The organism is Bradyrhizobium pachyrhizi, from assembly GCF_029714545.1.
Classification (GTDB): Bacteria; Pseudomonadota; Alphaproteobacteria; order Rhizobiales; family Xanthobacteraceae; genus Bradyrhizobium; species Bradyrhizobium pachyrhizi.
On record NZ_CP121667.1, the window covers coordinates 4,721,662 to 4,746,857 of the forward strand.

Here is a 25,196-nt window from a genome sequence, read left to right on the forward strand (position 1 = left end):
TGTCAGGCCGCTGCAGCAACGCGCAGATGCTCTGCGATCCAGTGGTCGAGGTCGGCGAGCGCGCGCGCGCTCATCGCCTGCTTCTTGGCGACGGTCTTCTCGTTGCCGCGCAGCCGCGAGCCGTCCGGCTTCTTGGTCGGCGCACTGGCCAGCGGGGGGAACAGACCGAAATTGATGTTCATCGGCTGGAACGAGCGCGAACCGGCCTCGATCGCTTCGATGTGGCCGCCTGTGATGTGGCCGAGCAGCGCGCCGAGCGCGGTCGTCGCCGGCGGCGGCGTCAGCGCGGCACCGCGCATGTCGGCGGCAGCGCAAAGGCCGGCGATCAGGCCGACGCCGGCCGACTCGACGTAGCCCTCGCAGCCCGTCATCTGCCCGGCGAAGCGCAGCCGTGGCTGCGCGCGCAGACGCAACTGTCCGTCGAGCAGCTTCGGCGAATTCAGGAAAGTGTTGCGATGCAGGCCGCCGAGGCGGGCGAACTCCGCGTTCTCGAGGCCGGGGATGGTGCGGAACACGCGCTGCTGCGCGCCGTGCTTCAGCTTGGTCTGGAAGCCGACGATGTTGTAGAGCGTGCCGAGCTTGTTGTCCTGCCGCAGTTGGACGATCGCATATGGCTTGACGGTCGGGTTGTGCGGATTGGTCAATCCCACCGGCTTCATCGGCCCGTGGCGCAGCGTCTCGTGACCGCGCTCGGCCATCACCTCGACCGGCAGGCAGCCGTCGAAATAGGGCGTGTTGGTTTCCCAGTCCTTGAAGTCGACCTTCTCGCCATCGAGCAGCGCCGCGACGAAGGCGTCATACTGCTCCTTCGTCATCGGGCAGTTGATGTAGTCGGCGCCGGTGCCGCCGGGGCCGACCTTGTCGTAGCGCGACTGAAACCAGGCCACCGACATGTCGATGGAATCCTTGTGCACGATCGGCGCGATCGCGTCGAAGAATGCCAGCGCGCTCTCGTCGGTCAGCTGCCTGATGGCGTCGGCAAGCGGTGCCGAGGTGAGGGGGCCGGTCGCGACGATGACGTTGCTCCAGTCGGCCGGCGGCAGCCCTGCGACTTCCTCGCGGCTGATCTCGATCAGCGGATGTTCGTTGAGCGCCTTGGTGACGGCGGCCGAAAAGCCGTCGCGGTCGACCGCCAGCGCGCCGCCGGCGGGCACCTGGTTGGCGTCGGCCGAGCGCATGATCAGGGAGCCCAGCCGTCGCATCTCCGCGTGCAGCAGCCCGACCGCGTTGTTGGCGGCATCGTCGGAGCGGAAGGAGTTCGAGCAGACCAGTTCGGCGCAGCCTTCGGTCCGATGCGCCTCGGTCATCCGGTGCGGGCGCATTTCATGCAGCACGGCGCGGACGCCGGCATTGGCGACCTGCCAGGCGGCTTCCGAGCCGGCGAGCCCCGCGCCCACGATGTGCACGGGTTGGGAAGAGGATTGATGCGGTGTCATCGCGCAGCGTTAGCGCATTTTGATCTCATATGCATCTGAAACCGCACCACAAACGACAACGCCCGCTGTGGAAGCGGGCGTTATCCGTTCAGCAGATGGCTTGCGGCCGATTAGCCGTTGTAGGTGCCGGCGGCAACGCGCGGAATGTCCGAGCGGTCGAGGCCGATATCGGCGAGTTCGCGATCGCTGAGCTGGGACAGTTCGCTGACATTGCGCTGATAATCCCGGAAAGCCTGGATCATACGGATGAGCGAGAGCAACATGGTAGTCTCCTAGTAATTCAGATTCAGCTTTTCCAAAGCCTCATCGTTGAAGTGAATATAGATGATATAGTGCAGTGCGGTAGTTCCGATGTTGCGATGCAGCTAATCTCAAAACGCATAGCGATGGTAAGTTCCGGTTAACCGTTTGGCGCATGGAGACAGGACCCGTGGACCAAAGTTCCATCGAATCGGACGATGACGTCAAAATCATCTTGAGATCAGTGAGTTAGAAGGATGATAGCGCGCTGGATTACGCCGTCTACATGGTAATTACGGACCGTTCGGTCAAGGGATGACGCGCGGCTGACGCCGGATCACGGCGACGTGTTCCATGCGTGATTCGCATGCTGAATGTTGCGGTATGAATGATTATGTATTCATAACATGACGACGCGGACACCTAGGCAGGCGCAGCGTCAATCAGTCGCATTGACCTCAGAGGTAATTTGGTCCTTCTCGCCCTTCGGATTTTGGCCTGCCGCGCGAACGGGCTGCTGATTATCGGAAGTGCAGCTCGATTGAAGTGAACGCACCCAGCAATGCTATTGCGGCGGCGCTTCCTTACCGACATGTAATCAAAACACTATGCAACGCATGCGCGATGCGCGCGCAGCGCTCATCACATTTGTATCGCGTGAAGTTCATTCTGAACGGTGTCGGGAACAGCGAATAATCGTTCCGCAGATTCCGCAATCACGCTGGGATCTGTCCAAGAAAAACAGATGGATCATCCCATGATTAAGACATTGATCGCAGCAGCCACCGTGGCTGCCGTTGCCTATGCTGTCGCTCCCGCTCAGGCCGCGCATCGTCATCATGCGGGCCTCGGCTGCAGCGGTGCCAATCTCGGCAAGACCGAAGCTGCAGTCGAAGCCATGGCTGACAATGAGGTCAAATTCGCGGCGGAGAAGGAAGTCTCGCTCGCCCAGGACGCGATGCTGAACAACAAGTGGGGCGCTTGCGGCGCGCATCTCAGCAAGGCTGCCGAAGCTAGCACGGCGAAGTAGGTTTTGATCATAGCGATAAGGGCCGATTGCCTGGGGCAGTCGGCCCTTTTTGATTCATTCGTAGCTGAACCAGCTTTGATCTAGTCAGAGCAGAAGGTTCGCCGCGCTGCGCCATGCAAGCTGGCAGTGAAAGCGCTACGGAGCCTTGGCGAGTTGGGTCGCGAAGTAGCCGATCGTCTTGGCGTATACCTCGCTCTTGTTCCACTGCTGGATCACCGCAAAATTCTCGCTGCCGGGCTCCCAGCCCTTGCCCTTCTTCCAGCCATAGCTCTTCAAATAGTTCGCCGTCGACGCCAGCACGTCGGGCACGTTGTGCAGCAGGTCGCGCTTGCCGTTGCCGTCGAAGTCGACCGCGAACTTGATGTAGGACGACGGCATGAATTGAGTCTGGCCGATCTCGCCGGCCCAGGCGCCGCGCATCTCCTGCGGCGGCAGATCGCCGCGCTCGACGATACGCAAGGCATCCATCAACTCGGCCTTGAACATGTCGGAGCGGCGGCAATCATAGGCGAGCGTCGCCAGCGAACGTATGGTCGGAAACTTTCCGGTGTTGACGCCGAAATCGGTCTCCAGTCCCCAGATCGCGACGAGGATTTCGCCCGGTACGCCGTAGGCCTCCTCGATTCGCGACAGCACCGAGCCGTAGCGCTTCATCATGTCGGAGCCGCGATTGAGCCGCGGCGGCACCATGCGGCCCGAGAATTGCTCGAAGGTCTGGCTGAACACCTGCTGCGAATGGTCGCGGGCGAGGATCGCCTTGTCCTGCGTGACGCCAGCCAATCCGGCCTGGATCGCGTTCTGCGAAATGCCCTTCGTCGCAGCCTCCTTCTTGAAATCGTCGAGCCAGGATTCGAACGTGCCCGTGCCGCATTGAGCGGCCAGCGCCGATGCCGTCGAGGTCAGGAGCCACGCGCCGATGGCGAGCGTGCGAAAGCAAGAGCGAGAGGTCATAGGCAATTCACTCCGGAGTCTGCGATGTCGTCGATTGGTCGCGAAGGCGGCGGGTATGTTCGCGGCAACAGCGGCCAAAACAAGGCTCGTGACCGAGCCGTTTTTTCTCAGGCCGCGCTGCAAATGCCACGCCAGTTTCACACCCATTTGACGATCCTGAACGACAAACCGCCGGCCGAACATATCGGCCGGCGGTTGCTTTGACGTTTACGAATCCGGGTTAGCGGCGCTTAGCCGCGATCGCTGCGCCGCCAAGGAAACAAATTGGCCGGGAAGTCCGCGGCGGGCTTGCGCTCGCGCGGTTCGGGGATCACCGGCCGCGCATTCGGATCCTTGACGATGACCTCGCGATAGAGATGCCAGGTAGCGTGACCGAGCAGCGGGATCACCACGGCGAGCCCGAGGAAGAACGGGATCGTGCCCAGCACCAGCAGCACCGCGACGATCAGGCCCCAGGCCGCCATCGGCACCGGGTTCTGTGCGACGGCGCGCATCGACGTCACCATGGCTTCGCCGGCGGTCGCGTGGCGGTCGAGCATCATGGGGAAGGCGATCACGCTGATGCAAAGCGCGACGAGCGCGAACAGGAAGCCGACGCTGCAGCCGACCACGATGAGCCACCAGCCTTGCTGGGTGGTCAGCACGCGCGCGGCAAAATCGGGAATGTTGGCCGCGGTCTCATAGCCGAACACCGCCGTGTAGATCGCCTGGGCGGTGGCGATCCAGGTCACGAACAGCGCGAACAGCAGCGTTCCGACCCCAAGCATCGCGCCGAATGACGGTGAGCGGAATACCTCCATGGCATCCCAGGCAGATGCTTCTCCGCCGTCCTCGCGGCGGCGGCTCATCTCGTAGAGGCCGATGGCGGCAAACGGGCCGAGCAGGGCAAAGCCCGCGGCCAGCGGAAACAGCAGGGGGAGCACGGAATAACCGTGCACGGTGCGCGCAAGCACGAGGCCGAGCACAGGATAGATCAAGCAGAGGACGATGGCGTGACTTGGCACCGCCTTGAAGTCTTCCCAGCCGAGACGCAACGCATGATGCAAATCGGACAGGCCGATGGTGCGGATGACCGGCGCAGGCGCGGCGCCTTGTCCGCTCTGCGTCATCGAACTGACATTGCCTTGGTATGATCTGGCCATGGTCGTTGTCTCCCTCTGGGCGGTCGCATCTGGCGCCCGGCACGCGGGCACAAACCTGCCGCCTCTCGAAGCGATCACGATCAAGCCAGACGCGAAAGACAGAGCAGGGAACTGGCCGTGTCGCGAACTGTGCAATGAGGCTACTCCCAAACTGTGCCAAAAGCACTCACGCTTAAGTGAATGTCGCATTGGCAAGCTATGGAGGGGGCGATAGACTTGAACTGCGACCTCGGTCAGGCGCGCCAAGGCCGTCTGGCCTTCACATCTCAACTCTCTTGGGAGCGAACGATGAGCATTTTCGGAAAAATCATGGGCGCGATCTTCGGCAGTAGCGCCACCGCTGCGCCCGCCGGCGGAACGGCCACAAGCGCAGCTCCCGCCGGTGGATCCGGCAGCGCATCGTCGTCTCCTGCCGCAGTGCCCGCCGGCGCGGCGCCGGCGCAGTCCGTTGACGTCGCCCCGATCCTCGACAAGGCGGTTGCCGCCAAGGGCGAGAAGCTCGAGTGGCGGACCTCGATCGTCGACCTGATGAAGGCGCTCGACATCGACTCCAGCCTGTCGGCCCGCAAGGAGCTCGCCAAGGAGCTCGGCTACACCGGCGACACCAACGATTCCGCCAGCATGAACATCTGGCTGCACAAGCAGGTGATGACCAAGCTCGCAGCCAATGGCGGCAAGCTGCCCCCCGACATCAAGCACTGACGGGATCATCCATCCGCGCATAGAAAGGGCCCGCGCCAACGCGGGCCCTTTTTTATCGATCGGCGAACATCTATAGATCGGCCAACAACAACAAGGAGAACGCCCATGACTGATCTCGATCGCCGGACGATGCTTGCGACCGGCGCCCTCGCACTGGCCGGCGCCGCCGCGCAATCCGCGCCGGCCCATGCCGAGGCCACGCCGAAGGCGATGTTTCCGGTCCCGGCCGTGACGATCCCGATCGTCGGCGCCAGCGAGGTGTTCCAGGTTCGCCGCATCTACTGCATCGGCCGCAACTACGCCGCGCACGCCATCGAGCGCGGTTCGGATCCGACGCGCGAGCCGCCGTTCTTCTTCCAGAAGCCGACGGATGCGATCCAGAATGTCGCGATCGGCACCGTCGCCGTTCATCCCTATCCGTCGCTGACCAAGAACTATCACCACGAGGTCGAGCTGGTCGCCGCGCTGAAATCCGGCGGCACCAATATTCCGGCCGACAAGGCGCTCGATCATGTCTATGGCTACGCGCTCGGCCTCGACATGACGCGGCGCGATCTGCAGAACGGCATGGCCGCGGAGAAGAAGCCCTGGGAGATCGGCAAGAGCTTTGACCATGCCGCGGTGCTTGGGCCGATCCATCCGGCTGACAAGACCGGCCATTTCACGCAAGGTGCGATCTCGCTCGCGATCAACGGCACGGTGCGACAAAGCTCGGATCTGAAGAACATGATCTGGAGCGTCGCCGAGCAGATCGCAAAGCTGTCCGAGGCATTCGAGTTGAAGGCCGGCGACATCATTTATTCCGGTACGCCGGAGAACGTCGGTCCGGTGGTCAAGGGCGACGTGCTGCTGTGCAAGCTCGAAGGCCTGCCCGACATGTCGATCAAGATCGTCTGACGAACGCGGCGCAAAGCGTTTTCGAGCGAAGTGGATACCGGTTCGCGTAAAGAAAACGCGTCACAATGAACAGCTAGAGCCCCGTTCCGATTCCATCGGAACGGAACGGGCTCTAGCCGGCAAGATCCGCGTATTCCGGATGCTTGTTGAGGTAATCCACCACGAAACCGCAGCCGGCGATCACCTTGCGGCCGTCGGCGCGGATCAGATCCAGCGCACCCTTGACCAGCTCCGATGCGATGCCGCGGCCGCGCAGGGCGCGCGGTGTCTCGGTATGGGTGATGATGACGGCCGCGGGCGTCCGCCGGTAGTTCGCAAAAGCGAGGCCGCCCTCGGTGTCGAGCTCGAAGCGGTTTTGGTCCCTGTTGTCGCGGACGGCGGCCATCGCAAAATCCCGGTTGATTCACAGGCCCTGATGTAAGCGTGTGAACCGGCCGGTGCAAAGCCGCGACCAACCCGCAAATTGGCATTTGTGGATTGACGGTATGCGCATTTTGGCCTGTCTGACCGCCGTGTTGCTCGGCGTCGCGTTGATGCTTCCAAACCCGCCGCAAGCCGCTGCCACCGACGATCCGAGCTGGCAGACCTGCGTCGGCCTGACGACGGCAGCCGGCGACCGCGTGGCCGCCTGCACCACAGTGATCGACGGCAAGACCGAGACCGGCAAGCGGCTGGCCGGGGCCTATTGCAATCGCGGCCATGGGCTGACCGAGAAGCGCGAGCTCGATGCAGCGCTCGCCGACCTCAACGAGGCCATCAAACTCGATCCCGCCTATGCCTGCGCCTATACCAATCGCGGCCGCGTCTACGCCTTCAAGCGCGATCTCGATCATGCGATTGCCGATTACGACGAGGCGATCCGGATCGATCCGGCGTTCGCGCTGGCCTGCAACAACCGCGGCGATGCCTGGCTCAACAAGGGCGATCTCGACCGCGCGCTGGCCGATCTCAGCCTCGCCATCAAATTCAATCCGCAACTCGCCACCGCCTACGGCAATCGCGGCTTCGTCTACCACCGCAAGCGCGATGCGGCGCATGCGATCGCCGACTTCACCACCGAGATCAAGCTCGAGCCCAACGTGCTCGCCTACATCAACCGCGGCAATGTCTATCGCGATACCGAGCAGCTCGATCGCGCCGCCGCCGACTATGGCGAGGCGGCGAGGATCGCGCCGACCGACGCGCGCGGCTGGCGCAACCGCGGCATGATCCGGCTCTTTCAGGGCGACAACAAGGGCGGGCTCGCCGATTACGACAAGGCGCTGCAATACGATCCCGCCGACGTCTATTCCTGGAACAATCGCGGCCAGGCCAGGCTGCGGCTCGGCGACAAGAAGGGCGCGGCGGCCGATTTCCGCAAGGCGCTCGAGCTGCAGCCCGATCTCCAGAGCGCCAAGGGGGCGCTGGCGCGGCTCGGCGGGGCGCGGTGACATCCTGCCGGCCACGGCTGCTCCCGCCGCGTCGCGCATACGCGGGACGGGCCTTGCGGATGGATGCAGTTCGATTAGGTTTGATGACAGACATACGCCCCTGATGCGGCCGGATGGTCGTCTGGTACGGAGTGGCGGAGCCGGCCGCCGACGTATGCCTCTTGTCGGAGGAGGTTCGTCATGTCGGACAATCGTTTCTTCAATACGCACCGGCCCTGGGAGGACTGGTTCGGCATGCTGCTCGGCGTGCTGATCATGGTCTCGCCCTGGTTTCCGATGCAGGTGAGCGGCGCCGTCGATATCGAGCGCAGCCACCTCGTCCTCAACAGCTTCATGGTCGGCATGCTGGTGCTCGGCATCGCCCAGCTCGAATATGTCGCGCTGCACCGCTGGGAGGAGGTGGCCAGCATCCTGCTCGGTCTCTGGCTGATGGCGTCGCCCATGGTCTTTGGTTACGCCGAGGACCACGCGCTGCAGTTCTGGCACATCCTGCTCGGCGCGCTGGTCGCCTTTATAGGCGCGTTGCAGCTGTGGCAGGACTGGAACCTGAGCGAGCAGGAACTCGCCAAGCACCCGCAGTAGCGGGCTGGGCAGAAAACAGCGGGTTGACCGCCTCCGGCGCGCGGTATCATCGCGCTGCGTCCGGCGGGCCTTGCCGAAGGCGGCGGCTTGGCGATAAACCGGGCGGTACCAATCCCTTGCGGCGCTTGAAGACGCCCGGTTCTGACCGAGGAAACACCCGATGACCGTCCTGACCTTGCCCTGTCTGTTGTGCGTATCGGCGGGGCGGCAATGAGCGGGACGGCTGCTGCCGCGCCGCGCGGCGGAATCGCGCGAGTATCGCGCCGGGTGATGAACCTCGCCTACATCCTGACCCAGAACGCCCGCCGCCACGGCGATCGCCCCGGCTTCATCTGGAACGAGAAGGCCTGGTCCTGGCGCCATATCGACCAGAACGTCTCGGCGCTGGCGGCGGCATTGGCCGCGCGTGGCATTGTCAAGGGCGACCGCATCCTGGTGCATTCCAAGAACTGCGACGAGATGTTCTGGTCGATGTTCGCGGCCTTCCGGCTCGGCGCGGTCTGGGTGCCGACCAATTTCCGCCTGATGCCGGACGAGGTCGCCTATCTCGCGGCGGCTTCCGGCGCCAAGGCGTTTCTCTGCCACGCCGACTTCCCCGAGCATGCCAAAGCAGCCGCCAATCCCGCGCTCGAATTCGTCTGGCGGATTGGGGAGGAGGGCACGTTCGGCGAGGCGACCGTCGGCGACGTCATCGCCACGCACGCCGGCGCTGTGGCCGAGAACGTTGCCGTCGACTATGACGATCCCTGCTGGTTCTTCTTCACCTCCGGCACCACCGGTCGCTCCAAGGCCGCGGTCTTGACCCATGGCCAGATGGCCTTCGTCATCACCAACCATCTCGCCGACTTGATGCCCGGCACCACGGAAGAGGACGCCTCGCTGGTGGTGGCGCCGCTGTCGCATGGCGCCGGCGTACATCAATTGGTGCAGACCGCGCGCGGCGTGCCGACCATCCTGCTGCCGTCGGAAAAGTTCGACATCGCCGAAGCCTTCCGGCTGATCGCCAAGCATCGCGTCAGCAACATGTTCACGGTGCCGACCATCCTGAAGATGATGGTCGAGCATCCCGCCGCCGACCAACACGACCACTCCTCGCTGCGCTACATCATCTATGCCGGCGCGCCGATGTATCGCGAGGACCAGAAGGCCGCGCTGAACAAGCTCGGCGGCGTGCTGGTGCAGTATTTCGGTCTCGGCGAGGTCACCGGCAACATCACCGTGCTGCCGCCCGGCCTGCACCATCCCGAGGACGGCCCGCATGCGCGGATCGGCACCTGCGGTTTCGAGCGCACCGGGATGCAGGTCTCGATCCAGGGCGACGATGGAAGCGAGCTGAAGGCGCACGAGACCGGCGAGATCTGCGTGATCGGTCCCGGCGTGTTCGCGGGCTACTACGACAACCCCGAGGCCAACGCGAAGGCGTTTCGCGACGGCTGGTTCCGCACCGGCGACCTCGGCCACATGGACGAGGAGGGCTTCGTCTACATCACCGGCCGCGCCTCCGACATGTACATCTCGGGCGGCTCCAACATCTATCCGCGCGAGATCGAGGAGAAGCTCCTGACCCATCCCGCGGTCGGCGAGGTTGCGGTGCTCGGCGTGCCCGATCCCTTCTGGGGCGAGGTCGGCGTCGCCGTCTGCGTCGCGCGCGAGGGCACCGAGGCGGTCGCGGAGGCGGAGCTTGCCGCCTATCTCGCGCCAAAGGTGCCGCGCTACAAGATGCCGAAACGCTTCTTCTTCTGGGAGGCGCTGCCGAAATCCGGCTACGGCAAGGTGCCGAAGCGGCTGATCCGCGACGAGCTCGAGGCGCGCGGGTTGCTCGAGGTGATCGCCAAATCGACGGGCGCGTGAGGCGATGCGCAGCATCGCCCAGCCTGGCGCTCCGCATCCAGAGCGCATCCAATGGGTCAGCGCGCGCGGCCGCGCCTTTTCATTCGTGCTCGAGGCCGGCATTCCCTTGCTCGAAGCCGTGCGCCGCGGCTTTGCGGCGGAGGGTTTTGCCAGCGGCGTGCTGAGCGCCAAAGGTGGTGCGCTCGGGCCGTTCGCCTATGTGATGCCGGCGCTGTCGAAGGATGGCGTCAACGCCGCGTTCTACAGCGACACGTTCCGTCCCGACGGCGTGACGCGGCTCAAGCTGGCGGCGCTGACCTTCGGCGAACGTGACGGCGCGCCGTTCTTTCATTGCCACGGCCTGTGGACCGAGGCCGATGGCCGGTTCAACGGCGGCCACATGCTGCCGGACGAAACCATTGTCGCCGAGCCGTTCGAGGTGAACGCGTTCGGGATCGACGGCGCGACCTTCCTGGCTGAAGCAGACAGCGAGACCAATTTCAAGCTGTTCGGTCCGGTCGCAGCCGAGCCGCGTGGGGCGAAGACCACGAGCCATGCCTTCGCGCTGCGGCTACGGCCGAACCAGGATTTTGCCTGCGCGCTGGAAGGCTTCTGCCGCCAGCACGGCATCCTGCGCGCGCGGCTGCATGGCGGCGTCGGCTCGACCATCGGCGCCGTCTTCACCGAAGGCCACAGCGTGGTGCCCTTCGCGACCGAGCTCGCGGTGACCGCGGGCGAGATCGCACCGGACGCGGATGGCCGGCTGCATGCCGAACTCGACATCGCACTGGTCGACTATCTCGGCGGCATCGCCGAGGGACGCCTGGTGCGCGGCGACAATCCGGTGCTGATGACGATGGAGCTGGCGCTGGAGGTGCTTGAGGAGGCGGAGCAGCCGTAGGGGCACTGCACGCTCCATCCCCATCGTCCTGGCGAAGGCCGGAGCCGATATCGCGCGGCGGCCTCCGCTGTCGTCCCTGCGAAGGCAGGGACCCATAACCACAGACGTTCGTTGTCGAAGCGAGCTGTGGCTCCAGCGTTATGCACCAATGACCTTCGGTGGTTATGGGTCCCGGGGCGCGCTTCGCTTGCCCGGGACGACACCTAATTTGTTGCGCGATCTGCGAGTCACACATCCACTCGCGACATGAATTGTCCGAGGTTTGCCGCCTTCGCCGCCCTCTCTTGACCAGAGGGCGCAGGGCCGCTCACCGCCGCTTGCGGACATCGATGTTGATGTCGAGGTCGATCTCGCTGACGCAGGTCTGCTCGGTGCGATGCGAGCCGCCCTCGTGCCAAGCGCCCTTGCGCAGGCTGATGTCGCTGACGTGAGCGAGCCGCAGGCAGCGCCATTGCGGCAGTTGGCCCGAGCTCGAGCCGCCGAACTGCCAGGCCAGCACGACCTCTTCACCGCTCTTGTTGTGGCCGATGATGTGCGGGCAGAGCTCGCGCGGCCGGTCGTCATGGATGCAGACCGCTTGCTGTTCGTCGAGGATCGCCTTGCGGAAGAGGGCGTAAGCTTTGCTAGGCATGGGACATCCGGCCATCTAGGATTGCTGCGGGCTCCTATCATATAAACTGGGCCACCCGCCGTTGTTTCCCCGGATCCGCGCCGATGGCCAGAGGACGACACCGCCCGATCAACATGCCCGCGCCATATCTGAGGCGCGTCTGGCTCGATCCCAAGCGCATTCCCAATCGCAACGCATATCCGTTCGCGCTGCCGCTGCTGCGCGACGATTTCGAGCTCAGCTTCGACAAGGCAATCACCATCATTGTCGGCGAGAACGGTACCGGCAAGTCGACGCTGCTCGAGGGGATCGCCGTGATGGCCGGCTATGATGACGCCGGCGGCGGCAAGGGCTACCGTGCGGTCGATCACGGCGGTGCAGTGGAGAAAATGGGCGGCTCGCTTGCCGCGGCGCTTCGTGCGAGCTGGCTGCCCAAGATCACCAATGGCTGGTTCTTCCGCGCCGAGAGCTTCTTCTCGGTGGCGCGCTATGTGGACGCGGCAGCGCTGGACGTCAGAGACCTGCCGCCGAACTTCCTGTCGTATTCGCATGGCGAGGGCTTCTTGCGCTTCTTCGAGGAGCGTTGCCAGCGGCAGGGCATCTTCATCTTCGACGAGCCGGAATCGGCGCTGTCGCCGTCGCGCCAGATCGAATTCCTCAAGCTGCTGCACCGGATGCACGGCACCGGCCACTGCCAGGTGATCATGGCCACGCATTCACCGGTCCTGATGGCCTATCCGAATGCGACGCTGCTGCGGCTGAGCAAATACGCGCTGGAGCCGGTGAGCCTGAGGGACACCGATCACTACCGGCTGATGCGCGAGTTCTGCGACGACCCGAAGAGGTTTGTCGAGGCGGCGATCGAGGAGTGAAACCCACCGCCCGGCTGACTTGCCTCCCGGCGAAGCCGCCGGCCGCGACTTCGCTCTGGTGCAAGAAGCAGGTCCCCGATCTGGTCTAGAACCCGGACCATAAACTGCGGCATGCGCCAGGCGGCGGATGGCCGATACATATCGGGAGAGAACAAGGATGAGGCGAACGATCGCGCGAGCTGGCGTCGTGGTGGCGGCATTGGCTGTGTTAGGGGCCGCCTGGGCTCACGGGCCGACCCGCCAGAAGGTGCGGGAATCGATCGAGATCGACGCGCCGCAGGCCAAGGTGTGGGCGGTGATCGGCAATTTCCAGGACATGGGCTGGCTCGCCGGTGTCACCAGGACCGAGGGCGAGAAAGGCAACGAGATCGGCGCCACGCGGCGGCTGACGTTGGGGCCCGGCGCCACCGTCGACGAGGAACTCTACAAATACGAACCCGAGATGATGAGCTATTCGTACCGGATCACGGCGGTCGACGTGAAGGTGCTGCCGGTCACCAACTATTCCTCGACGCTGACGGTGTCGCCGGCACCGGACGGCAAGTCGAAGCTGGAATGGGCCGGCGCGTTCTATCGCGGCTTTCCGAACAATGATCCGCCTCCGGAACTGAGCGACGAGGCCGCGGTGAAGGCGGTGAGCGGGCTCTACAAGGCCGGGCTCGAAGCGCTGAAGAAGAAGATCGAGAGCGGGACCTGAGCATGATCCGGAAAAGTGCGAAGCGATTTTCCGACAAGATCATGCTCAAAACAAGGAGCCAAAGCGCGATGACGGTTTGTCCCAATCTCATCGGGCTTTAGGCGTGCGCTCGATTGCGCTCGTCGCGCTGCTTGCCAGCCTCGGCGCCGCGCGGGCCGAGGAGGCGTTCGTCACCAACCAGCTCAGCGACGACCTCACGGTGGTCGATCTCGCGACCTCGAAGCCGGTTGCGACCATCGCGATCGGTGGCAAGCCCGCCGGCGTTGCCGTCAGCAATGACGGCCGCTTCGCCTACGTGACCAGTCCGGATGCCAAGGCGGTCACGGTGGTCGACGCGTCGGCGCGAAAGGTGGTGGGCCGGGTCGATGTCGGCGGCGGGCCGCTCGGCATCGCGGTCGCGCCCGATGGCGCGACGGTCTATGTCGCCGACTGGTACGCCGCCGCGGTGCGGGTGATCGATGCCAGAGAGCGCCGTGTCGCCGCAAGTATCGCGGTCGGTGCATCGCCGTCCGGGCTGGCGGTGACGCCGGATGGGCTGCTGCTGCTGTCGGCGGATCGCGACGACGACAGCGTCTCCATCATCGACACCGCCTCGCGCGAGCGGAGAGGGATCGTGAAGGTCGGCACGCGGCCGTTCGGCGTCACCATCGACGCCGAGGGCAAGCGCGCTTACACCGCCAATGTCGGCACCAACGACGTCTCGGTGATCGACATCGCGACTGCCCGCGAGGTCGGCCGCGTGCATGTCGGCCTGCGTCCCTACGCGGTGGCGCTGGCGCAGGGCCGCGGCTTCGTCACCGACCAGTATGACGGCAAGGTCAGCGTGTTCGACCTCGCGACCTTGCAGCCGGTGAAGCGTATCACCGTCGGCGACTACCCCGAAGGCATCGAGGCGACCGCCGACGGCCAGCGCATCCTGGTCGCGAACTGGGAGAGCAACACGCTGAGCGTGATCGATGCCACCGAGATGAAGGTAATTGGCGAGGTCAAGGTCGGCGACGGCCCAAGGGCGTTCGGGGCATTCCTGAGACGGACGGAGTAGGCAGAAGGTGCGTGGGGTGTCCCAAAATATCGAAAACAACCCCATGCAAAGGAGCAGGCTGCCGCCGACACTCGGAAAAGCGACTTGACGCGTCGGGCAAATCAGCGATACGTTTTTATTATTCCGAAATTGTGCAGGCGTCCGCCGCCGCGCGATAGCCGATCGCTCCTGCGGCTTTCGCCGAGCCGCGCCCCATTGGCCCACCAGCGCGGCAGGCATATATTATCGGGCAATACGAGAAAACACAGGGAGGATGCCATGCATCATACCTTGGTGCCCAGTGACCGGGTCGAGCATGTCTGCGTCTTCGGGCGCGACGGCGCAAAGCTCGGTTCGATCGAGCGGCTGATGCTCGACAAGGTGAGCGGAACGGTGGCCTACGCCATCATCAGGACCGGCGGCGTGTTGAGCACCCACCACCACTATCCCGTCAAGTGGACCGCGCTGCACTTCGATCCCGTGCGGCAGGCCTTCGAAGCCGAGGTCACGCTGGAGGATTTGCGCGCCGGACCGTCTGAGTTCGACGGTGACGCATTCGACTGGGGCGATCGCTCGCAGTCGTACACGCACCCGAACTATTGGGCGGTGTAGGGCAGGCGAGGTGATTGTTGTAGCCCGCATGAGCGAAGCGACATGCGGGACCGCCGCTGGCGACTGCCAGAGCCCCCGGATATCGCTTCGCTCATCCGGGCTACTTGCTCCTGCGTTTCTGGTGGCTTTCATCAGCGCCGCATCATCGTCGGTTCGTCAAAGGCAGACTCATGCCCCAGTTCAAGCCCGCCGGCTGGCCTTTCGTCATACCGCGAATTGTCACGAGCGACCTCACCGGCTTGGCCAGATTCCTTCGAGACGTTTTCGATGCGCAGGGCGAAGTTCGCTCCGACGCGCCGACGGAAATCCGGATCGGAGACTCGATTATCCTGATCAGCGATGGCGGAGGCGTGCGCGAGGCGATGCCGGCCGTTCTCTACGTCTATGTTCAAGACGCGGACGAGACCTATCGTCGGGCGATCGCGGCAGCCGCTGAATCCATCGAGATACCCGTGGATACGCCCTACGGCGACAGACGCGCGACGGTCCGGGATGCCTGGGCAAACGTCTGGCAGATCGCCACATGCCGCAGTAATCAGTAGGATGGGTCGAGCGAAGCGATACCCATCATTCGGGCCGCGGGGGTGAGTTGTTGGGTTTCGCTTCGCTCGACCCAACCTACTTGCATGTTGCGGTAACTCGCACTGACGAGCGATGCCGCTACTCCGCCGCCTCGCTCGCTGAGCTCTTCCTCGGCTTGCTGTTCGCCTTCTTCAGCACCGGGGCCAAAAACTTCCCGGTGTAACTGCGCGGTGCCTTGACGATGTCCTCCGGCGGGCCCCAGGCGACGATCTCGCCGCCGCCGTCGCCGCCTTCGGGGCCGAGGTCGATGACCCAGTCGGCGGTCTTGATGACCTCGAGATTGTGCTCGATCACCACGACCGTGTTGCCCTGGGCGACCAGCTCGTGCAGCACCTCGAGCAGTTTTGCGACGTCGTGGAAGTGCAGGCCGGTGGTCGGCTCGTCCAGGATGTAGAGCGTGCGGCCGGTTGCGCGCTTTGACAGCTCCTTGGCCAGCTTGACGCGCTGGGCTTCGCCGCCCGACAGCGTCGTCGCCTGCTGGCCGACATGGATGTAGTCGAGGCCGACCCGGTGCAGGGTCTGGAAGGTCTCGCGCACGCGCGGCACCGCCTTGAAGAACTCGGCGGCTTCCTCGACCGTCATGTCGAGCACGTCGGCGATGCTCTTGCCCTTGAACAGCACCTCCAGCGTCTCGCGGTTGTAGCGCTTGCCTTTGCAGGTGTCGCAGGTGACGTAGACGTCGGGCAGGAAGTGCATCTCGATCTTGATGACGCCGTCGCCCTGGCAGGCCTCGCAGCGGCCGCCCTTGACGTTGAAGGAGAAGCGCCCGGGCTCGTAGCCGCGCGCCTTGGCCTCGGGCAGGCCGGCGAACCATTCGCGGATCGGCGTGAAGGCGCCGGTATAGGTCGCGGGGTTCGAGCGCGGGGTGCGGCCGATCGGCGACTGGTCGATGTCGATGATCTTGTCGATGTGCTCGAGGCCCTCGATGCGGTCGTGCGGCGCCGCGCCCTCGCTGGCATTGTTCAGCTTGCGGGCGATGGCGCGGTACAGCGTGTCGATCAGCAGCGTCGACTTGCCGCCGCCCGAGACGCCGGTGACGCAGGTGAACAGGCCGAGCGGAATCTCGGCCGAGACGTTCTTGAGGTTATTGCCGCGGGCGTTGACGACCTTGATGGTGCGCCGGTGGTTCGGCGGCCGCCGGTCGGGGACCGGCACCGAAAGCTCGCCGGTCAGATATTTGCCAGTCAGCGATTTCGGGTTGCGCATGATCTGGTCGGGCGTACCCTCGGCGACGATGTGGCCGCCATGCATGCCGGCGCCGGGCCCGATGTCGAGCACGTAATCGGCGAGGCGGATCGCGTCCTCGTCATGCTCGACCACGACCACGGTGTTGCCGAGGTCGCGAAGTCTCTTGAGCGTGTCGAGCAGGCGGGCATTGTCGCGCTGGTGCAGGCCGATCGACGGCTCGTCCAGCACGTAGAGCACGCCGGTGAGGCCTGAGCCGATCTGCGAGGCGAGGCGGATGCGCTGGCTCTCGCCGCCGGACAGCGTGCCGGAGGAGCGCGACAGCGTCAGGTAGTTCAGGCCGACGTCGAGCAGGAAGGTCAGGCGCTCGCGGATCTCCTTGAGGATGCGCGTCGCGATCTCGTTCTGCTGCGCGTTCAGCGCCTCCGGCACCGTCTCGAACCATTCGCCGGCGCGCTTGACCGAGAGCTCCGAGATCTCGCCGATATGCTTGCCGCCGATCTTGACGCACAGCGCCTCCGGCTTCAGCCGATGGCCGTTGCAGCCTTCGCAGGGCACGTCGGAAAAGTACTTGCCGAGCTCCTCGCGCGCCCACTCGCTCTCGGTCTCGCGGTAGCGGCGGTCGATGTTGGTGACGACGCCCTCGAACGGCTTCTTGGTGTCGTAGGAGCGCACCCCGTCCTCATAGGAGAACTTGATCTCGTCGTCGCCGGAGCCGTGCAGCAGCGCGTTCTGGACCTTCTTGGTGAGGTCCTTCCACTTGGTGTCGAGCGTGAATTTGTAGTGCTTGCCGAGCGCGGTCAGAGTCTGGATGTAGTAGGGCGAGGACGATTTCGCCCAGGGCGCGATCGCGCCCTTGCGCAGGGTCAGTTCCTTGTCCGGGATGACCAGGTCCTCGTCGATATGCTGCTCGACGCCGAGGCCGCCGCAGGCCGGGCAGGCGCCATAGGGGTTGTTGAACGAGAACAGGCGCGGCTCGATCTCGGGGATCGTGAAGCCGGAGACCGGACAGGCGAACTTTTCCGAGAACAGGATGCGCTCGGGGCCGCTCTTGTCGTGGATTTTTGCCGTTTTCTTCTTGTCTTCCTTTTCACCCGCGGCCGCCGCCGGTGCGTCGGCATACTCGATCACGGCGAGGCCTTCGGCGAGCTTCAGCGCGGTCTCGAAGCTTTCGGCGAGGCGCTGGGCGAGGTCGGGACGCACCACGATGCGGTCGACCACGACGTCGATGTCGTGCGGGAATTTCTTGTCGAGCGCGGGCGCCTCGGACAGTTCGTAGAACGTGCCGTCGATCTTGACGCGCTGAAAGCCCTTCTTGAGATATTCGGCGAGCTCTTTCTTGTACTCGCCCTTGCGGCCGCGCACGACCGGTGCCAGCAGGTAGAGACGGGTGCCTTCCGGCAGCGCCAGCACGCGGTCGACCATCTGCGAGACGATCTGGCTCTCGATCGGCAGCCCCGTGGCCGGCGAATAGGGCACGCCGACACGCGCCCAGAGCAGGCGCATGTAGTCGTAGATCTCGGTGACGGTGCCGACGGTGGAGCGCGGGTTCTTCGACGTGGTCTTCTGCTCGATCGAGATCGCCGGCGACAGGCCGTCGATCTGGTCGACATCAGGCTTCTGCATCATCTCGAGGAATTGGCGCGCATAGGCCGACAGCGACTCGACGTAGCGGCGCTGGCCCTCGGCATAGATGGTGTCGAACGCGAGCGAGGATTTGCCGGAGCCGGACAGGCCGGTGAACACCACGAGCTTGTCGCGGGGAATCTCGACGTCGATGTTCTTCAGATTGTGTTCGCGCGCGCCACGGATTGTGATGGCGCGCGATGAGGAGCCGGCGTTCTGTTGGCGCTTCGCCTTGAGCACTTCATCCATTGCGACAGTTCCGGGCGCATGCTTGGGCGCCTTTTGGGCGCGCATCGCCGGTGCTGCCGGGACCTTGCGCCGATGGGGGTGTGAAGACTGGAACGTAGGAAGAACGGCCGACAATTTCCAGTGCTGAATAGCGTCCATCAACGGATAGTTTGCCTGATGGCAGCAGCAGTCAGCAGCGCCGGTTCCCTGACGCAAAAAAGGCCGGCGCGAGGCCGGCCTTTCGGTGCGATCTGACCGCCGACGGCGGTCAGCAATTCGCTCAATACTTGTCTTAGTACTTGGCGACGATCGGGCCGCCGAAGTGATAGTTCACGCCGAACTGGGCGCTGTGCAGCTCGAGCGTACCGGACGGCACGCCGAAATAGGTCTCGCTGTCGAGGCTGCGATACAGGTATTCGCCCTTGATCGACCACTGGGGCGCGATGAACGCTTCGACGCCGGCGCCGACGGTCCAGCCGGAGTGGAAGTTGCTCTGCGAGGCGGTCACGCCGAGCGCGGTGACGCTGACCTCGTTGTTGGCCCAGGCGTAGCCGCCGGTGCCGTAGAACAGCACCTTGTCGACGGCGAAGCCGAGGCGACCGCGCACGGTGCCGAGCGAGTCGATCTTGCTGCGGGCGGTGACGCCGAGCGTCGAGACCGATGCGTCGATGTCAGCGCCTGCAGCGTCGACCTCGAGGCCGTACACGATGTTGCCGGCCTGCCAGTTGTAGCCGATGGTGCCGCCGCCGAAGCCGCCTTCCATGCTCGGGGTGCCGGAATTCTCGCTGGCGTAGCCGCCGAAGCCGCCGACGTAGAAGCCGGTCCAGTTGTAGATCGCCGCTGGCGGCGGAGCCTTTACGTAAGGCGCGCGTGCCGCCATGTCGGCGGCCATTGCCGGTGCAAAAGCGCTCAGTGCAAACATGCCGGCCGAGGCCAGCAAAACATTCCTGATTTTCAAAGTCCGAGTCCCGTTTTTCTTGCTCATTTTCTTGTTGTCCCTTCAAAGATTTTGAAGAGAGCGTCACAGCAGTGTCGCGTGACGTGCTGCCGCTTCTACAGAGAAATGCCGGAGCGTGTGTATCCGCGAAACCACAACGCACCGAAAACGGCCCCGGTGAGGTGCGCGTGCACACGCAACGAAAAAGCCGGCGCACAAACAAAAAGGCCGGCGCGAGGCCGGCCTTTCGTCTGGATCAAATCGGCCTGGCGCGATCAGTAGCGCGCGACGACCGGGCCACCCCACTTGTAGTTCACGCGGACGGTGACGAGGTCGACGTCCTGGCGATCGCGGATGGTGCTGTTCAGCGTGCCGTTGGGGGCGATCAGGTTGTAGGTCTTGTCCTGCATGAACAGGTGGTCGTATTCGATGCCTGCGGTCCAGTTCGGCGCGAAGCCGACTTCGATGCCGGCGCCGACGGTGCCGCCCCAGCGGGTGTCGCTGGCGCTGCCGACCAGCACGCCGGTCGGGGTGAAGTAGGTGTTGAAGCGGTTGTCGGTCAGCGCCGCGCCGCCCTTGGCGTAGAGCAGCACGTTGTTGATGGCGTAACCGATCTGGCCGGTGAACAGGCCGAATGCGTCGATCTTGGACTGGTTGGTGAACAGGCCCGGGAAGATCGCGCTGCCGTTGCTGCCCTTTAGGTCAGCCCAGTCGCCCTGCGCTTCAAGGCCGAACACCCAGGTGCCGGCCTGCCAGCGATAGCCGATCTGGCCACCGGCGACGCCGCCCGTTGCATCATGGCAACCGTCCGAGGCGAGGAAGATGCCGGCCGGGAGCTGGTCCCAGCAATTGTGGCTCGAGCCCCAGCCGCCGTTGGCGCCGATGTAGAAACCGGTCCAGTCATAGATCGGGGCAACCACCGGCGGCGGCGCCTTGGTGTAGGGGCGCGCAGCGAGATCGGCGGCCGCTGCAGGTGCAGCAAACGCAATCAGAGCAACCGTACCGAGCAAAAACTTCTTCATTATCAATCCCCCAGCACCCCGATCGGCTTCCAAACGGTCCCGAAGCACGATCCCAGACGCGAGCGCCCGCGCCATGGTTGGAGCTATACGCTGATTCAACCGGAAACGCAGTCTCCCAAATGCAACACTCGCGGAGGAAGTGTCGATAAGGCAAGGTGCTGATTTCTTTGTTGTTTTACTGAATCTTGCTGCCGGGCGTCGGCCTGCGCCGAGATCGACTGCCGCTCCGACGGCATCGGCCGCTTCTACGGATGGTTGTGGCGAACAAAACTGGAACGACGCCGGATCCGATGCTATATCTCGAATATCGTGGATAACCGGCGCGACGGCAAAGGCGGCGAGCCGGCACCGGCGTATAGGGTCATCCACGACGCCTGCGATGTAAGTGGCGAAGGTTGAGAGTGGCGACCGATGTCCGGACGCCCGGTTTTGAGTGGAGATGATGCGATGGCAGGAAGCGTGAACAAGGTGATCCTGGTGGGCAACCTCGGCAAGGATCCGGAAATCCGGCGGACGCAGGACGGCCGTCCGATCGCAAACCTTTCCATCGCCACCTCGGAAACCTGGCGCGACAAGGGCACCGGCGAGCGCAAGGAAAAGACCGAGTGGCACCGCGTCGTGATCTTCAACGAGGGCCTCTGCAAGGTCGCCGAGCAGTATCTGAAGAAGGGCGCCAAGGTGTACATCGAGGGTCAGCTGCAGACCCGCAAATGGACCGACCAGAGCGGCGTCGAGAAGTACTCGACCGAAGTCGTGCTGCAGGGCTTCAACTCCAACCTCACCATGCTCGACGGGCGTGGCGGTGGAGGCAGCAGCTTCTCCGATGATGGCGGCAGCGATTTCGGCTCGGCCGGACCGGTCAGTTCGGCACCGCGCCGTGCAGTCGCCACGGGTGGCGGCAGCCGCAACAGCGACATGGACGACGACATCCCGTTCTGATGAGCGGTCGCGCTTCCGTCGATTCCGTCAGGCGCCGTTCCGTGAAGATCATTTCCCGGAACGGTCGTTGCGATCCGGATTAGCAATTTCCTCGTGTGGATTATGAGGATAACCCGATAACTCTCTGTCAGAACGTCGGTGCTCCGACGTGCAGGGATGCGGGTTCCCAAGACTTTGACACAGGCCGATGTAAATGATATTTACATTGGCCTGCGGCATTTGATGTCGGGCCGCGAGCTTCACCCGAGGGCCGCCATCATGAGCCTCGCGCGATTGCTCGACGCCGCGCCTGCGATCCCGCTCCACGCCTTTGCCGCGATGGCCGCCTTCGTGCTCGGCTCCATCCAGCTCGCCGCCCCCAAGGGCACGATGCCGCACCGGACCCTCGGCTGGATCTGGGTGATCCTGATGCTGGTGGTCGCCGGAAGCTCGTTCTGGATCCATCAGATCCGGCTGGTCGGTCCCTGGAGCCCGATCCACCTGCTGTCGATCTTCTCGCTCGCCATGTTGGCGCTCGGCGTGACGGCCGCACGGAGCCACAATGTCCGCCGCCACAGGTTCACGATGATCGGCATCTTCTTCGGCGCACTGCTCGTCGCGGGGCTGTTCACCTTCATGCCCGGGCGGATCATGCACGCGGTGGTTTTCGGCCACTGACGGGAGAGGCGAGTAGCGAATGGGGTGGCGAATAGGGGATTTTTCCATTGGCTATTTGCCCTTCGCGACACGCTTCGCGATCAAGCAGCCGGAACCTCGGCGCTCCACCCGTAAGTGCATGAAAAAACGAACGGAAAAACGGCTTGCCGGAGCTGCGCAAGGGTGGTTATCAGGCCCCTGATGGGCTATATGATTCCCCAGTAGAACCGACCGGATTTCCCCATTGTCCGATAACGACGACCACAAGCCCGGCGAGCCGCCGGGACCCTCAGATATTCGTCCCGTTTCCATTCTCGACGAGATGAAGAAGTCCTACCTCGATTACGCGATGAGCGTGATCGTGTCGCGTGCGCTGCCCGATGCGCGCGACGGGCTCAAGCCGGTGCACCGGCGCATCCTCTATTCGATGCATGAGCAGGGACATACGCCGGACAAGAAATACGTGAAATCCGCGCGCGTCGTCGGCGACGTGATCGGTAAATATCACCCGCACGGCGACCAGTCGATTTACGACGCGATGGTCCGCATGGCGCAGGATTTCTCGCTGCGCGTGCCGCTGATCGACGGCCAGGGCAATTTCGGTTCGGTCGACGGCGATCCGCCGGCCGCCTATCGATATACGGAAGCGCGGCTGACCCGGGCGGCGCTTGCCGTTCTGGCCGACATCGACATGGAAACCGTCGATTTCCAGCCGAACTACGACAACTCCGAAAAAGAGCCGTCGGTTCTGCCGGCCCGGTTCCCGAACCTCTTGGTCAATGGCGCCGGCGGCATCGCCGTCGGCATGGCTACCAACATCCCGCCGCATAATCTCGGCGAGGTGGTCGATGCCTGCGTGGCGCTGATCGACAATCCGGCGCTCACGATCGACGAGCTGATCGACATCATTCCCGGACCGGACTTCCCGACCGGCGGCGTCATCCTGGGCCGCCAGGGCATTCGCAGCGCCTACCATCTCGGCCGCGGCTCGATCGTGATGCGCGGCAAGGTGACGATCGACACGATCAGGAAGGATCGCGAAGCGATCGTCATCACCGAAATTCCCTATCAGGTGAACAAGGCGACGATGGTCGAGCGCATCGCCGATCTCGTCAAAGAGAAGAAGATCGAGGGCATCGGGGACCTGCGCGACGAGTCCGATCGTGACGGCTATCGCGTCGTCATCGAGCTGAAGCGCGAAGCGGTGCCCGACGTGGTGCTGAACCAGCTCTACCGATTCACGCCGCTGCAGACCAATTTCCCGGCGAACATGCTGGCGCTGGATTCCGGCCGTCCGCAGACGATGAATCTGAAGGACCTGCTTACCATCTTCGTCGCGTTCCGCGAGCAGGTGGTGACCCGGCGGACCAAGTTCCTGCTCGGCAAGGCGCGCGACCGCGCCCACATCCTGGTCGGCCTTGCGATCGCGGTTGCCAACATCGATGAGATCATCCGCGTCATCCGGACCTCGCCCGATCCGAACACCGCGCGCGAGGCGCTGATGTCGCGCGACTGGCCGGCACGCGACGTCGAGGCGATGATCACGCTGATCGACGATCCCCGGCATCGCATCAACGAGGACGGCACGCTGCGGCTGTCGATGGAGCAGGCCAGGGCCATCCTCGACCTTCGCCTGCAGCGCTTGACCGCGCTGGGGCGTGACGAGATTTCCGAAGAGCTCGACAAGCTCGCGGCCGAGATCGCCGACTATCTCGACATCCTGCGCTCGCGCGCCCGCGTGCAGGGCATAGTCAAGACCGAACTGGCCGAGGTGAAGCAGCAGTTCGCCACCCCGCGCAAGACCGTGATCATCGAGCAGGAGGGCGAGGTCGAGGACGAGGACCTGATCCAGCGCGAGGACATGGTCGTCACCGTGTCGCATGCGGGCTACGTCAAGCGCGTGCCGCTGTCGACCTACCGGGCGCAGCGCCGCGGCGGCAAGGGCCGCGCCGGCATGCAGACCCGCGACGAGGATTTCGTCTCACGCCTGTTCGTGGCCTCGACCCACACACCGGTGCTGTTCTTCTCGTCGCGCGGCCAGGTCTACAAGGAGAAGGTCTGGCGGCTGCCGATGGCCGCGCCGAACGCGCGCGGCAAGGCGCTGATCAACATCCTGCCGCTGGAGCAGGGCGAGCGCATCACCACGATCATGCCGCTGCCGGAGGATGAATCCTCCTGGGCCAATCTCGACGTGATGTTCGCGACGACCGGCGGCACGGTTCGCCGCAACAAGCTGTCCGACTTCGTCGACGTGCGCCGCTCCGGCATCATCGCCATGAAGCTCGGGGAAGGCGAGGCGATCGTCGACGTCCAGATCTGCACCGAGCATGACGACGTGCTGCTGACCGCCGCCGGCGGACAGTGCATCCGTTTCCCCGTCACCGATGTGCGCGTCTTCACTGGCCGCACGTCGATGGGCGTGCGCGGCATTGCGCTGGCCGAGGCCGACAAGCTGATCTCGCTGGCGATCCTTCGCCATGTCGAGACCACCTCGGATGAGCGCTCGGCGTACCTGAAGATGCGCCGCGCGGTGGCCGGCGAGGCCACGACCGAGGAGCCGGTCGAGGCCGAGGGCGAGGAGACCGCGAATGCGATCCAGCTGTCGCAGGAGCGCTATGCCGAACTGTCGGCGGCAGAGCAGGTGGTGCTGACCGTCTCCGTCAACGGCTATGGCAAGCGGACCTCGTCCTACGAGTACCGCACCACCGGCCGCGGCGGCAAAGGCATCGTCGCGATGAGCGTCAACAACCGCAACGGCAACCTGGTGGCGTCGTTCCCGGTCGAGGACGCCGACCAGATCATGCTGGTCACCGACAAGGGCCAGCTGATCCGCTGCCCGGTCGCCGACATCCGCGTCGCCGGCCGCTCGACCCAGGGCGTGATCGTGTTCGACACCGCCGAGGACGAGCACGTGGTCTCGGTCGAGCACATTCCGGAAGAGGAAAACGGCGAGAACGGCAACGGCGGCTAGCGCCGCCGTTTCCGAGAACCCCCAGCCCGAATGCCGCCAACGGACGCGCAACATGCGCGCCCGTTGACAGGCTCCGGGAATCCGGCGGCCTGCCTCACGCCCCTAGCCCAAGGGCAA

At 64.3% G+C, this 25,196-nt stretch carries 25 protein-coding genes; 16 read left to right on the forward strand and 9 right to left on the reverse strand.

What is annotated here, in order from left to right; genetic code table 11:
• Positions 1-2 precede the first annotated feature (2 nt).
• The gene (trmFO, locus tag QA639_RS22135; RefSeq protein WP_283087412.1) at positions 3-1,436 is read right to left on the reverse strand and encodes a methylenetetrahydrofolate--tRNA-(uracil(54)-C(5))-methyltransferase (FADH(2)-oxidizing) TrmFO; all 1,434 of its coding nucleotides are present in this window, start codon (positions 1,434-1,436) and stop codon (positions 3-5) included.
• Between the two features lie 110 nt (positions 1,437-1,546).
• Positions 1,547-1,699 carry a DUF1127 domain-containing protein gene (locus tag QA639_RS22140; protein ID WP_016846063.1) on the reverse strand — a complete coding sequence of 51 codons (153 nt, stop codon included), beginning with the start codon at positions 1,697-1,699 and terminating at the stop codon, positions 1,547-1,549.
• 722 nt (positions 1,700-2,421) lie between these two features.
• Here QA639_RS22140 and QA639_RS22145 point away from each other — a divergent pair.
• Complete coding sequence (locus tag QA639_RS22145; RefSeq protein WP_050384343.1) at positions 2,422-2,706, forward strand: hypothetical protein; 285 nt, start codon at positions 2,422-2,424, stop codon at positions 2,704-2,706.
• 135 nt (positions 2,707-2,841) lie between these two features.
• On the opposite strand, the gene QA639_RS22150 is transcribed toward QA639_RS22145, so the two are convergent.
• Positions 2,842-3,657: a lytic murein transglycosylase gene (locus QA639_RS22150; RefSeq protein WP_076828618.1), complete on the reverse strand. Its 816-nt coding sequence runs from the start codon at positions 3,655-3,657 to the stop codon at positions 2,842-2,844.
• Between the two features lie 24 nt (positions 3,658-3,681).
• Here QA639_RS22150 and QA639_RS22155 point away from each other — a divergent pair, with 24 nt between their 5' ends.
• The gene (locus QA639_RS22155) at positions 3,682-3,861 is read left to right on the forward strand and encodes a hypothetical protein (RefSeq protein ID WP_157345059.1); all 180 of its coding nucleotides are present in this window, start codon (positions 3,682-3,684) and stop codon (positions 3,859-3,861) included.
• Between the two features lie 26 nt (positions 3,862-3,887).
• Here QA639_RS22155 and QA639_RS22160 read toward each other — a convergent pair whose 3' ends face one another.
• Positions 3,888-4,799 carry a DUF2189 domain-containing protein gene (locus QA639_RS22160; RefSeq protein ID WP_283087413.1) on the reverse strand — a complete coding sequence of 304 codons (912 nt, stop codon included), beginning with the start codon at positions 4,797-4,799 and terminating at the stop codon, positions 3,888-3,890.
• Positions 4,800-5,087: 288 nt separating this feature from the next.
• Between QA639_RS22160 and QA639_RS22165 the strand changes: the two genes are divergently transcribed.
• Positions 5,088-5,501, forward strand: coding sequence for a DUF3597 domain-containing protein (locus tag QA639_RS22165; protein ID WP_212058276.1), 414 nt, complete (start codon positions 5,088-5,090; stop codon positions 5,499-5,501).
• A gap of 105 nt (positions 5,502-5,606) precedes the next feature.
• Positions 5,607-6,398: a fumarylacetoacetate hydrolase family protein gene (locus QA639_RS22170; protein ID WP_283087414.1), complete on the forward strand. Its 792-nt coding sequence runs from the start codon at positions 5,607-5,609 to the stop codon at positions 6,396-6,398.
• Positions 6,399-6,510: 112 nt separating this feature from the next.
• On the opposite strand, the gene QA639_RS22175 is transcribed toward QA639_RS22170, so the two are convergent.
• On the reverse strand, positions 6,511-6,783 hold the full coding sequence (locus QA639_RS22175) for a GNAT family N-acetyltransferase (RefSeq protein ID WP_050384345.1): 273 nt from the start codon (positions 6,781-6,783) through the stop codon (positions 6,511-6,513).
• Positions 6,784-6,883: 100 nt separating this feature from the next.
• Here QA639_RS22175 and QA639_RS22180 point away from each other — a divergent pair, with 100 nt between their 5' ends.
• The 4 genes from QA639_RS22180 to QA639_RS22195 all read left to right on the forward strand — a co-directional run bounded on the left by QA639_RS22180 (position 6,884) and on the right by QA639_RS22195 (position 11,141).
• Positions 6,884-7,828 carry a tetratricopeptide repeat protein gene (locus QA639_RS22180; protein WP_283087415.1) on the forward strand — a complete coding sequence of 315 codons (945 nt, stop codon included), beginning with the start codon at positions 6,884-6,886 and terminating at the stop codon, positions 7,826-7,828.
• Positions 7,829-8,008: 180 nt separating this feature from the next.
• A complete protein-coding gene (locus tag QA639_RS22185; protein ID WP_028332114.1) occupies positions 8,009-8,410 on the forward strand; it encodes an SPW repeat protein in 402 nt (133 codons plus the stop codon).
• A gap of 210 nt (positions 8,411-8,620) precedes the next feature.
• Positions 8,621-10,261 (forward strand): acyl-CoA synthetase, encoded by a 1,641-nt coding sequence (locus tag QA639_RS22190; protein WP_283087416.1) that lies wholly within the window; start codon positions 8,621-8,623, stop codon positions 10,259-10,261.
• Between the two features lie 4 nt (positions 10,262-10,265).
• Positions 10,266-11,141 (forward strand): PCC domain-containing protein, encoded by an 876-nt coding sequence (locus QA639_RS22195; protein ID WP_283087417.1) that lies wholly within the window; start codon positions 10,266-10,268, stop codon positions 11,139-11,141.
• Positions 11,142-11,448: 307 nt separating this feature from the next.
• Here QA639_RS22195 and QA639_RS22200 read toward each other — a convergent pair whose 3' ends face one another.
• Positions 11,449-11,772, reverse strand: a complete 324-nt coding sequence (locus tag QA639_RS22200) for a hypothetical protein (protein WP_283087418.1) — start codon at positions 11,770-11,772, stop codon at positions 11,449-11,451.
• A gap of 83 nt (positions 11,773-11,855) precedes the next feature.
• On the opposite strand from QA639_RS22200, the gene QA639_RS22205 reads away from it, so the two are divergent.
• From QA639_RS22205 to QA639_RS22225, 5 genes are all read left to right on the forward strand, one after another.
• Positions 11,856-12,623 carry an AAA family ATPase gene (locus tag QA639_RS22205; protein WP_028332110.1) on the forward strand — a complete coding sequence of 256 codons (768 nt, stop codon included), beginning with the start codon at positions 11,856-11,858 and terminating at the stop codon, positions 12,621-12,623.
• 157 nt (positions 12,624-12,780) lie between these two features.
• Positions 12,781-13,320 (forward strand): SRPBCC family protein, encoded by a 540-nt coding sequence (locus QA639_RS22210; protein ID WP_157345074.1) that lies wholly within the window; start codon positions 12,781-12,783, stop codon positions 13,318-13,320.
• A gap of 103 nt (positions 13,321-13,423) precedes the next feature.
• A complete protein-coding gene (locus QA639_RS22215; RefSeq protein ID WP_283087419.1) occupies positions 13,424-14,362 on the forward strand; it encodes a YVTN family beta-propeller repeat protein in 939 nt (312 codons plus the stop codon).
• A gap of 258 nt (positions 14,363-14,620) precedes the next feature.
• Positions 14,621-14,953 (forward strand): PRC-barrel domain-containing protein, encoded by a 333-nt coding sequence (locus tag QA639_RS22220; protein WP_028332108.1) that lies wholly within the window; start codon positions 14,621-14,623, stop codon positions 14,951-14,953.
• A 170-nt stretch (positions 14,954-15,123) separates the two neighbouring features.
• Complete coding sequence (locus QA639_RS22225; RefSeq protein ID WP_157345077.1) at positions 15,124-15,495, forward strand: VOC family protein; 372 nt, start codon at positions 15,124-15,126, stop codon at positions 15,493-15,495.
• 118 nt (positions 15,496-15,613) lie between these two features.
• On the opposite strand, the gene uvrA is transcribed toward QA639_RS22225, so the two are convergent.
• From uvrA to QA639_RS22240, 3 genes are all read right to left on the reverse strand, one after another.
• Positions 15,614-18,595, reverse strand: coding sequence for an excinuclease ABC subunit UvrA (gene uvrA / locus QA639_RS22230; RefSeq protein ID WP_028332106.1), 2,982 nt, complete (start codon positions 18,593-18,595; stop codon positions 15,614-15,616).
• 271 nt (positions 18,596-18,866) lie between these two features.
• On the reverse strand, positions 18,867-19,526 hold the full coding sequence (locus QA639_RS22235) for an outer membrane protein (RefSeq protein WP_028332105.1): 660 nt from the start codon (positions 19,524-19,526) through the stop codon (positions 18,867-18,869).
• A gap of 260 nt (positions 19,527-19,786) precedes the next feature.
• Positions 19,787-20,533: an outer membrane protein gene (locus QA639_RS22240; protein WP_028332104.1), complete on the reverse strand. Its 747-nt coding sequence runs from the start codon at positions 20,531-20,533 to the stop codon at positions 19,787-19,789.
• Positions 20,534-20,980: 447 nt separating this feature from the next.
• Between QA639_RS22240 and QA639_RS22245 the strand changes: the two genes are divergently transcribed.
• From QA639_RS22245 to gyrA, 3 genes are all read left to right on the forward strand, one after another.
• Complete coding sequence (locus tag QA639_RS22245) at positions 20,981-21,472, forward strand: single-stranded DNA-binding protein (protein WP_283087420.1); 492 nt, start codon at positions 20,981-20,983, stop codon at positions 21,470-21,472.
• A gap of 258 nt (positions 21,473-21,730) precedes the next feature.
• Positions 21,731-22,129, forward strand: a complete 399-nt coding sequence (locus tag QA639_RS22250) for a DUF2306 domain-containing protein (RefSeq protein ID WP_157345082.1) — start codon at positions 21,731-21,733, stop codon at positions 22,127-22,129.
• Between the two features lie 223 nt (positions 22,130-22,352).
• Positions 22,353-25,079 carry a DNA gyrase subunit A gene (gene gyrA, locus QA639_RS22255; RefSeq protein WP_050384360.1) on the forward strand — a complete coding sequence of 909 codons (2,727 nt, stop codon included), beginning with the start codon at positions 22,353-22,355 and terminating at the stop codon, positions 25,077-25,079.
• Positions 25,080-25,196 lie beyond the last annotated feature (117 nt).